9 protein-coding genes are annotated in these 9,123 nt (G+C 69.1%); 8 read left to right on the plus strand and 1 reads right to left on the minus strand.

Features of this window, described 5'->3' with window-relative positions; translation table 11 throughout:
• The 6 genes from HC022_RS13140 to HC022_RS13165 all read left to right on the plus strand — a co-directional run.
• Positions 1–465, plus strand: a 465-nt coding sequence (locus HC022_RS13140; RefSeq protein ID WP_254885081.1) for a metal ABC transporter solute-binding protein, Zn/Mn family, incomplete at its 5' end; no start/stop codon positions are given.
• Positions 462–1,283 (plus strand): manganese/iron ABC transporter ATP-binding protein, encoded by an 822-nt coding sequence (locus HC022_RS13145; protein ID WP_167452737.1) that lies wholly within the window; start codon positions 462–464, stop codon positions 1,281–1,283. The genes HC022_RS13140 and HC022_RS13145, both read left to right, overlap by 4 nt.
• On the plus strand, positions 1,280–2,137 hold the full coding sequence (locus HC022_RS13150; RefSeq protein ID WP_167452738.1) for a metal ABC transporter permease: 858 nt from the start codon (positions 1,280–1,282) through the stop codon (positions 2,135–2,137). Before HC022_RS13145 ends, HC022_RS13150 begins: the two co-directional genes overlap by 4 nt.
• Entirely contained in the window at positions 2,137–2,955 is an 819-nt protein-coding gene (locus tag HC022_RS13155) for a metal ABC transporter permease (RefSeq protein WP_167452739.1), read from the plus strand. Before HC022_RS13150 ends, HC022_RS13155 begins: the two co-directional genes overlap by 1 nt.
• 143 nt (positions 2,956–3,098) lie before the next feature.
• Positions 3,099–3,767 (plus strand): class I SAM-dependent methyltransferase, encoded by a 669-nt coding sequence (locus HC022_RS13160; protein ID WP_167452740.1) that lies wholly within the window; start codon positions 3,099–3,101, stop codon positions 3,765–3,767.
• Between the two features lie 201 nt (positions 3,768–3,968).
• The gene (locus HC022_RS13165; RefSeq protein WP_167452741.1) at positions 3,969–5,741 is read left to right on the plus strand and encodes an SLC13 family permease; all 1,773 of its coding nucleotides are present in this window, start codon (positions 3,969–3,971) and stop codon (positions 5,739–5,741) included.
• Positions 5,742–5,751: 10 nt separating this feature from the next.
• Here HC022_RS13165 and HC022_RS13170 read toward each other — a convergent pair whose 3' ends face one another.
• Entirely contained in the window at positions 5,752–6,525 is a 774-nt protein-coding gene (locus HC022_RS13170) for a DeoR/GlpR family DNA-binding transcription regulator (RefSeq protein ID WP_167452742.1), read from the minus strand.
• Positions 6,526–6,761: 236 nt separating this feature from the next.
• On the opposite strand from HC022_RS13170, the gene glpD reads away from it, so the two are divergent.
• Entirely contained in the window at positions 6,762–8,357 is a 1,596-nt protein-coding gene (gene glpD, locus HC022_RS13175; RefSeq protein WP_167452743.1) for a glycerol-3-phosphate dehydrogenase, read from the plus strand.
• 35 nt (positions 8,358–8,392) lie between these two features.
• A partial coding sequence (locus tag HC022_RS13180; protein ID WP_167452744.1) for an ABC transporter ATP-binding protein occupies positions 8,393–9,123 on the plus strand: 731 nt, incomplete at its 3' end.

Here is a 9,123-nt window from a genome sequence, read left to right on the forward strand (position 1 = left end):
GACGCGATGGCCGGGGCCGACCCCGCCAACGCCGCGACCTATGCCGCCAACGCCGAGAGCTACAAGGCCGAGATCGCGGCGGTGATCGGCCCGCTGCGCGACGCCGCCCATGCGCTTCCCGACGAGCGCCGCTGGCTCGTGACCTCGGAGGGCGCGTTCTCCTACCTCGCCCGCGATTTCGGCCTGCGCGAGGTCTATCTCTGGCCGATCAACGCCGACGCGCAGGGCACGCCGCAACAGGTCCGCACCGTCATCGACACGGTGCGCGAGCACGCGATCCCGGTGGTGTTCTCGGAATCCACCGTTTCGGACAAGCCCGCCCGGCAGATCGCGCGCGAGACCGGCGCGGCCTATGGCGGTGTGCTCTACGTCGACAGCCTGAGCGAGCCCGACGGCCCGGTGCCGACCTACCTCGACCTGCTGCGGGTGACCTCGGAAACCATCGTCGGAGGGCTGGGACAATGAGCGACGGCATCCGCGCCAGCGCCCTCACGGTCACCTACCGCAACGGCCACACGGCGCTGCGCGATGCGTCCTTCGCGGTCCCGCGCGGGTCGATCGCGGCGCTGGTGGGCGTGAACGGCGCCGGCAAGTCGACGCTCTTCAAGGCGCTGATGGGCTTCGTGCCGCTGGCCATGGGCTCGGTCGAGATCCTCGGCCAGCCGGTGCGCGCTGCGATGAAGGCGCAGGCGGTGGCCTATGTCCCGCAGGCCGAGGAGGTCGATTGGACCTTCCCGGTGCTGGTCGAGGACGTGGTGATGATGGGCCGCTACGGCCACATGGGCTTTCTCCGCCGCGCCCGCCCCGACGACCGCGAAGCCGTCGACGCGGCGCTCGACCGGGTCGGCATGTCCGGGCTGCGTCACCGCCAGATCGGCGAGCTGTCGGGCGGCCAGAAAAAGCGGGTCTTCCTTGCCCGCGCGCTGGCGCAGGACGCGCGGGTCATCCTGCTGGACGAGCCGTTCACCGGCGTCGACGTCCGGACCGAGGAGCAGATCGTCTCGCTGCTCCGCGAGCTGCGGGCCGAGGGCCGGGTCATGCTCGTGGCGACACACAACCTCGGCTCGGTGCCCGAGTTCTGCGACCGCGTGGTGCTGGTGAACGGCACCGTGCTTGACCATGGGCCCACCGAGACCGTCTTCACCCCCGAGAACCTGCGCCGCACCTTCGGCGGCACCCTGCGCCACGTGCTGCCGCAGCTGGCGGCGGTCCCTGGCCCGGCCGGGCCGCAAGAGCGCGACCGCCCGCTCGCCGAAGCCGCGGGCTGCGGGGCGCTGCGATGAGCACCCTCGCCGAGCCCTTCGCCTACGGCTACATGACCAACGCCATCTGGGTTTCGGCCCTGGTCGGCGCGGTCTGCGCCTTCCTTTCGGCCTATCTCATGCTCAAGGGGTGGTCGCTGATCGGCGACGCGCTGAGCCATGCCATCGTGCCCGGCGTCGCCGGCGCCTGGATGCTGGGGCTGCCCTTCGCCTTCGGCGCCTTCCTGTCGGGCGGCCTCGCGGCGCTGGCCATGCTGTTCCTGCGCCAGCGCACGGGGCTCAAGGAGGACGCGGTGATCGGCCTCATCTTCACGTCGTTCTTCGGGCTCGGCCTGTTCATGGTCTCGCTCGATCCGGTGGCAGTGTCGGTGCAGACCATCACCATGGGCAACATCCTTGCCATCACACCCGAGGACACGCTGCAGCTCGCCCTCATCGGAGGCGTGTCGCTGGTGGTGCTGCTGGCCAAATGGCGCGACCTGTTGGCGGTGTTCTTCGACGAGGGCCATGCCCGCACCATCGGCCTCAACCCCGGCGCACTGCGGCTGCTGTTCTTCACCCTGCTGGCCGCCTGCACCGTCGCCGCGATGCAGACCGTGGGCGCCTTCCTGGTGATCGCGCTGGTGGTGACGCCGGGGGCCACCGCCTACCTGCTGACCGACCGCTTCCCGCGCCTGATCGCGGTTTCGGTCCTGATCGGGGCCGTCACCTCGGCGCTCGGAGCCTACATCAGCTACTTCCTCGACGGTGCCACCGGCGGCGTCATCGTCTGCCTGCAGACCCTTGTCTTCCTGCTCGCCTTCGTCTTCGCGCCCAAGCACGGCACGCTCGCGGCGCGGCGCCGGGCGCGGCAGGCCCTGACGGAGGCCCGCTGATGGAGACCCTGCTGCTGCCGCTGCAATTCCCGTTCATGCAGAACGCCTTTCTCGTGACCATGCTGATCGCCCCCGCGGCGGCGATGCTGTCGTGCCTGCTGGTGCTGAGGGGCTGGTCGCTGATGGGCGACGCCACCAGCCACGCGGTGCTGCCGGGGGTGGTGCTGGCCTACATGGTCGGGCTGCCGCTGATCCTTGGCGCCTTCGTGGCAGGGCTCTTCTGCGCCATCGCGACGGGCTTCATCCGCGACCATTCGCGGGTCAAGCAGGACACGGTGATGGGCGTGGTGTTCTCGGGCATGTTCGGGCTCGGGATCGTGCTCTACACCCGGATCGAGAGCGCGGTGCACCTCGACCACATCCTCTTTGGCAACATGCTGGGCGTGGGCGCGGGCGACCTCTGGACCGCGGGGCTGATCTCGGGCGCCGCGACGCTGGTGCTGCTGGCCAAGGGGCGGGATTTCCTCGCCCATGCCTTCGACCCGGTGCAGGCGCGGATGATCGGGCTTCGCACCGGCTGGCTGCACTACGGGCTGCTCGCTCTGCTCTCGGCCACGATCGTGGCGATGCTGTCCTCGGTGGGGATCATCCTGTCGGTGGCCTACCTGATCGCGCCCGGTGCCATCGCCTTCCTGCTGACCCGGCGCTTCGCCACGATGCTCGCGGTCTCGGTCGCAGCAGCGCTGCTGGCAGGGCTTGCCGGCACCTACGCGAGCTTCTGGCTCGACAGCGCCCCGGCGCCGACCATCGTGCTGGCGATGACGCTCATGTTCCTTGCGGCCCTCCTGCGCCAGAGCCTGCGCAGCCGCACCGCCTGAGGCGCACACCGCAGGCCCGCGCTTGCGGACTGCGGGATCGCCCCGGACGCAAGGCCTGACGACGGCGCCGGGACAAGCCGTCTTGACTCGCGGGGACGCGGCAGAGCAAGGGAAGGCGCAGCTCTCCTCGGGAAAATCCGGTCTTGTCCAGCAACCCCTACGAAAAGGCCGGCTTCTACGACTCTGCCATCGGCGCGGGGCGGCACCGTGCGATCGTCGGCGGCCGCTGGGACGAGACCGGGCGGATCCAGATGGCGATCCTGCAGGAGGCCGGGCTGCTGCCGCACCACCACCTGCTCGACATCGGCGCCGGTGCGCTGCGCCTCGGCTGCAAGGCGGTGCCTTATCTCGAGCCGGGCCACTACTGGGCCACCGACGCCTCGCGCGAGATCCTGCTCGCCGGGCATCGCGCCGAGCTTGCCGACCCGTCGCGGCTGGACCCGGCGCGGCTGATCGCCGACGCCCGCTTCGAGTTTCCCGGCGTGCCCGACACGATCACCCATGCCATCGCCTTTGCGGTCTTCCCGCACCTGCCCATGGCCTACCTGCGCCGCGCCCTCGCCAGCCTGCGCCGTTTCGAGCGGCTCGAGCGATTCCTGTTCACGGTCTTCCTTGCCCCCGACGCGGTCACGGCGCTGTCGCCGGTGCGCCAGCCCGACGGCGTGGTGACCCACGACCTGCGCCCACCCTACCACGTGCTGGCCGAGGATGTGGTGCACATGGCGCAGGTCAGCGGCTGGCAGGTGACGCGCAAGGACGTGATGCTGCCACGCGGGCAGGTGCTGTTCTGGGCCGAGCCGCTGCGGGCCTGACGGCTGATCTCTGCCGAAATCCGCGGCAGCGCGGCCTGTCCCGCGCCGCACCATCGCACACCTCATACGAGACCCATTCCCGTCGCCCGCACTTACTGGCAGAGTCGTCCGGAACCGAAGGAGGCGCGGGAACCGAATCGCGAGCTGCCTCCCACGCCTCGCCGTCGGCGTCGACCAGAACGGCTTTTCCCAGGTCATGAGATGCTTCTCGAGCTCGGCTCATTCTCGCCCTACGCGGCCCTCCTGCTGATCGCGGCCGTCTTCGCGCTTTTCCTGCTCGAACGCTTCTCCTCCGAGGTCACGGCGCTCGGCGGCGTCGCCGTTGCGCTGCTGGTCGGGCTGGTCTCGGTCGAGGACGTGCTGGACGCGCTCAGCAACCCCGCCCCCGCCACCATCGGCGCGATGTTCGTGCTCAGCGCCGCGCTGGTCCGGACCGGGGTGCTCGACGCGGTGGCGGACTGGCTGGGCGGGCGGCTCGACCGCAGCCCCGCCGCCACCATCGGGCTGTTCTTCCTGCTCGCCGCCGCGGCCTCGGCCTTCATGAACAACACGCCGGTGGTGATGATCCTCATTCCGGTGGTCTTCGGCCTTGCCCGCAAGCTCGGTACCAGCGCCTCGCGCTTCCTGATGCCGCTGAGCTTCGTCGTCATCATGGGCGGGACCTGCTCGCTGATCGGCACCTCCACCAACCTGCTGGTCGACGGCGTGTCGCGCGACCTCGGGCTGGTGCCGTTCTCGCTGCTCGAGATCGCACCGCTGGGCTTGGTGCTGGCGCTGGTCGGCGGCACCTTCGTGGCGCTGGCGGCGCCGGTGCTGCTGCCCGAGCGCCGCGCGCTCGGCGACACGCCCTCGCTGGGCGCGCGGCGGTCGTGGCAGGTCGAGCTCTTCGTGCCCGAGGGCTCGCCGCTGATCGGCCGCCCTGTGACCGAGGTGCCCGAGTTCCGGCGCAGCGCCACGCGGCTGGTCGACCTGATCCGCGACAACGTCTCGCTGCGCCGCGCGCTGCCGGGACAGGTGCTGCAGGCCGGTGACCGGGTGGTGCTGCACGCGCCCGACACCGAGGTGATCGGCTTCCGCGGGGCGGCGGGGCTCACCATCGCCGGCACCGAGCCCGCGGGCGCGCGCCGGCACGTGGTGGTCGAGGCGCTGGTCCGCGACCGCAGCCGCAACTTCGCCGAGCTCGGCTGGCGCCGCAGCCACGGCGTCTACCCCATCGCGGTGCACCGGCAGGGCAGTTCGGTCGACCTCGCCGACAAGGAGCTGCACCTGCGCCCCGGCGACACCGTGTTGCTCGACGGCCCGGCCGAGGACATCGTCCGGCTCGCCCGCGACGAGCACCTGATCCTGCTTGCGCCGATGGAGGCCCGCGCCTTCCGGCGCAGCAAGGCGCCCATCGCGCTGGCGATCATGGCGGTTGTGGTGCTGGGCGCGGCGCTGGACCTCGCGCCGATCCTGCCGCTGGCCATCGTGGGTGCCGCCGTGGCGCTGCTCACCGGCTGCGTCGAGCCGGACGAGGGCATCGGCGCCATCGACGGACGGCTCCTGCTGCTCATCGTCAGCATGCTGGTGCTGGGCACCGCCATGGACCGCAGCGGCGCCATGACGCTGATCGTCGAGGTGCTTTCGGGGCCGCTCTCGATGGCGAGCCCGCTGGTGGCACTGGCACTGATCTACGCGGTGACCTCGGTGCTGACCGAAATCGTCACCAACAACGCCGTCGCGGTCATCATGACGCCGATCGCCGTAGGAGTGGCCTCGACGCTGGGGCTCGACCCGCGCGCCTTCGTGGTCGTGGTCATGTTCGGAGCCAGCGCCAGCTTTGCCACGCCGATCGGCTACCAGACCAACACGATGGTCTACAACGCCGGCGGCTACCGCTTCACCGACTTCCTGCGGCTCGGCCTGCCGATGAACGTCATCGCGGGCGTGGTCACCGTGCTGCTGGCGCCGGTGATCTGGCCGCTGACGCCGTGAGGCGCGCCGCTCAGCCCGCCTCGGCCCGTGCCACCACGACGCCGGTGTTCCAGCTCTCGCAGGAGCGGGCCAGCGCGGGCGACAGCGGCTCGTCGGTCACGAAGAGATCGACCTCGGCCAGCGAGGCGATGCGCGCCGGGGCGCTGCGCTTGAACTTGGAGTGGTCGGCGACGAGGTAGGTCTTGCGCGAGTGGCGCAGGATCGCGCGGCTCACGCCCACCTCCTGGATGTCGAAGTCGAGGATGTCGCCCTCGGCATCCAGCGCCGAGCACCCGATCACCGCGAGGTCGAACTTGAACTGCCGGATGCTGTCGGTGGCCAGCGTGCCGATCAGCCCGCCATCGGTGCGCCGCAGGGTGCCGCCGGTGACCAGCACCTCGCAATCGGGATTGGCCACGAGGATGTTGGCCACGTTCATGTTGTTGGTCACCACCATCAGGTCCTTGTGGTGCAGAAGCTCCTGCGCCACAGCCTCGGTGCTGGTGCCGATGTTGAGAAACAGCGAGATGCCGTCCGGGATCCGCGCCGCGCATTCCCGCGCGATCGACGCCTTGCCGACGTTGTTGAGATGGCGCCGCTCTTCGTAGCCGATGTTGATGGTGCCCGAGGGCAGCACCGCCCCGCCGTGCACCCGCTCGAGCCGGCCGGCGTCGGCAAGCTCGGTCAGGTCGCGCCGGATGGTCTGCAGCGTCACCCCGAAATGCTGCGCGAGTCCCTCGACGGTCACCTTGCCGTCGCGACGGGCGATCTCGAGGATTTCAGGATGGCGGAAGGACTGGGACATGTCTTTTCGGTTTCTTTCGCTTTTTCCGCATGACCCTTAGGAAACCGCCATTCACATTCGAAATCCAGCGAAATCGGTGCTGCATCTGCAAAATAGCAGATGACATTTTGGCATTATCGCAAGGGCTTGCCGGCTAAATGTCTGAAATTCAAAAGACGAACACAAACGAAAACAAATCGCTTGCGCGATTGCTCGGTTCATGATTACCCTTTGCTCACGATCAGGGGGAGTAAAGCGTGAGCGAAAGCCGCGACATAAAGCGTGTCGATCTGTTCGTGATCGGCGGCGGCATCAACGGCTGCGGCATCGCACGCGACGCCGCCGGCCGTGGCCTCTCGGTCACGCTGGCCGAGATGGACGATCTTGCCTCCGCCACCTCCTCGGCCTCCACCAAACTGTTCCACGGCGGGCTGCGCTACCTCGAGTATTTCGAATTCCGGCTCGTCCGCGAGGCGCTGATCGAGCGCGAGGTTCTGCTGCGGGCGATGCCCCACATCAGCTGGCCGATGCGCTTCGTGCTGCCCTATCACCCGTCCATGCGGTTCGAGAGCGAGACGCCCACGTCGAAGCTGCTGACCACGGTCATGCCCTGGATGAAGGGTCGCCGCCCCGCCTGGCTGATCCGGCTGGGGCTCTTCATGTACGACCACCTCGGCGGACGGAAGATCCTGCCCGGCACCACCACGGTGTCGCTGCGCGGCATGCCCGAGGGCGCGCCGCTGCAGGACCGGTTCGAGACCGCCTACGAATATTCCGACTGCTGGGTGCAGGATTCGCGGCTCGTGGTGCTGAACGCCCGCGACGCCGAGGCCCACGGCGCGACCATCCTCACCCGGACCAAGGTCACGCACGCCCGCCGCGACGGCGACATCTGGCAGATCGAGACCATGGACACCGTCACCGGCGACCGCCGCACCCACCACGCCCGGATGCTGGTGAACGCGGGCGGGCCGTGGGTCGGCGACATCATCCACGACAAGATCGACCTGCCCTCACGCGAGGGCGTGCGGCTGGTGCGCGGCTCGCACATCGTCACCCGCAGGCTCTACGATCACGACAAGTGCTATTTCTTCCAGGGCACCGACGGGCGGATCATCTTCGCAATCCCCTACGAGCGGGACTTTACCCTGATCGGCACCACGGATTCCGAACACACCGATCCCTCGCGGCGCCCGGAATGCAGCCCCGAGGAGCGGGACTACCTGATCGCCTTCGCCAACCGCTACTTCAGGCAGGCGATCTCGGCCGACGACGTGGTCTGGAGCTATTCCGGCGTGCGCCCGCTCTACGATGACGGTGCGTCAAGCGCGACGGCGGCGACGCGGGACTATACACTCAAGGTCGATGCCTCGGGCGGCGCCCCGGTGCTCAACATCTTCGGCGGCAAGATCACCACCTACCGGCGGCTGGCGGAAAGCGCGCTCGAGAAGATCGGCGAGCATCTGACGGTCGGCAAGGGCCCGTGGACGGCGGGCGCACCGCTGGCGGGGGGCGATTTCCCGGTGGACGGCGTGCAGGCGCTGATCGAGGGGCTGGAGAGGGACTACCCCTTCCTCGGCTCCGACTGGGCGCTGCGGCTGGTGCGGACCTACGGCACCGAGGCGCGACGCTTCCTCGGGTCTGCGACGACCGCGGCGGATCTGGGGCGGGACTTCGGCGCGACGCTGACCGAGGCGGAAATGATTTGGCTGATGCGCCGCGAATACGCGCGCACGGCAGAGGACGTGGTGTGGAGACGCACCAAGCTCGGGCTGCGCCTGAGCGAGGAGGAGATCGCGGCGCTTGATGGCTGGATGACATCCCGCCGGGAAGGCGCTGCCGCCGCGGAATAGCGCGGCGAGACATACGGCGCACGGAGGAGGACCTTATGTCGCTGGAATTGCAGGGCGTGTCGAAGACCGTCGAGGGGCAGGTGCATATCGCCCCGACGGATCTCACGCTTGAGAAGGGCACGATGAACGTGCTGCTGGGGCCGACGCTGGCGGGGAAGACCTCGCTGATGCGGCTGATGGCCGGGCTCGACGTGCCCAGCACCGGCAAGATCATCTGGGATGGGCAGGACGTCACCGGGATGCGGGTCCAGGACCGCAAGGTGGCCATGGTCTACCAGCAGTTCATCAACTACCCGTCGATGACCGTCTACGACAACATCGCCTCGCCGATGAAGCTTCTGGGCGCTGACAAGGCCGAGATCGACCGCCGCGTGCGCGAGAGCGCCGAGTTGATGAAGCTGACGCCGATGCTCAAGCGCAAGCCGCTCGAGCTGTCGGGTGGCCAGCAACAGCGCTGCGCGCTGGCCCGGGCGCTGGTCAAGAACGCGGGTCTGGTGCTGCTCGACGAGCCGCTCGCCAACCTCGACTACAAGCTGCGCGAGGAGCTGCGGATCGAGATCCCCAAGATCTTCGAGGCCTCGGGCTCGATCTTCGTCTACGCCACCACCGAACCCGAGGAGGCGCTGCTTCTGGGCGGCAACACCGCGACGCTCTGGGAGGGCCGGGTCACGCAGTTCGGCCCGACGCCGCAGGTCTACCGCCAGCCGCGCGACGCCACCACGGCGCGGGTGTTCAGCGATCCGCCGATGAACTTCCTGCAGATCTC

This window comes from Salipiger sp. HF18, assembly GCF_011806505.1.
Lineage (GTDB): Bacteria > Pseudomonadota > Alphaproteobacteria > Rhodobacterales > Rhodobacteraceae > Salipiger > Salipiger thiooxidans.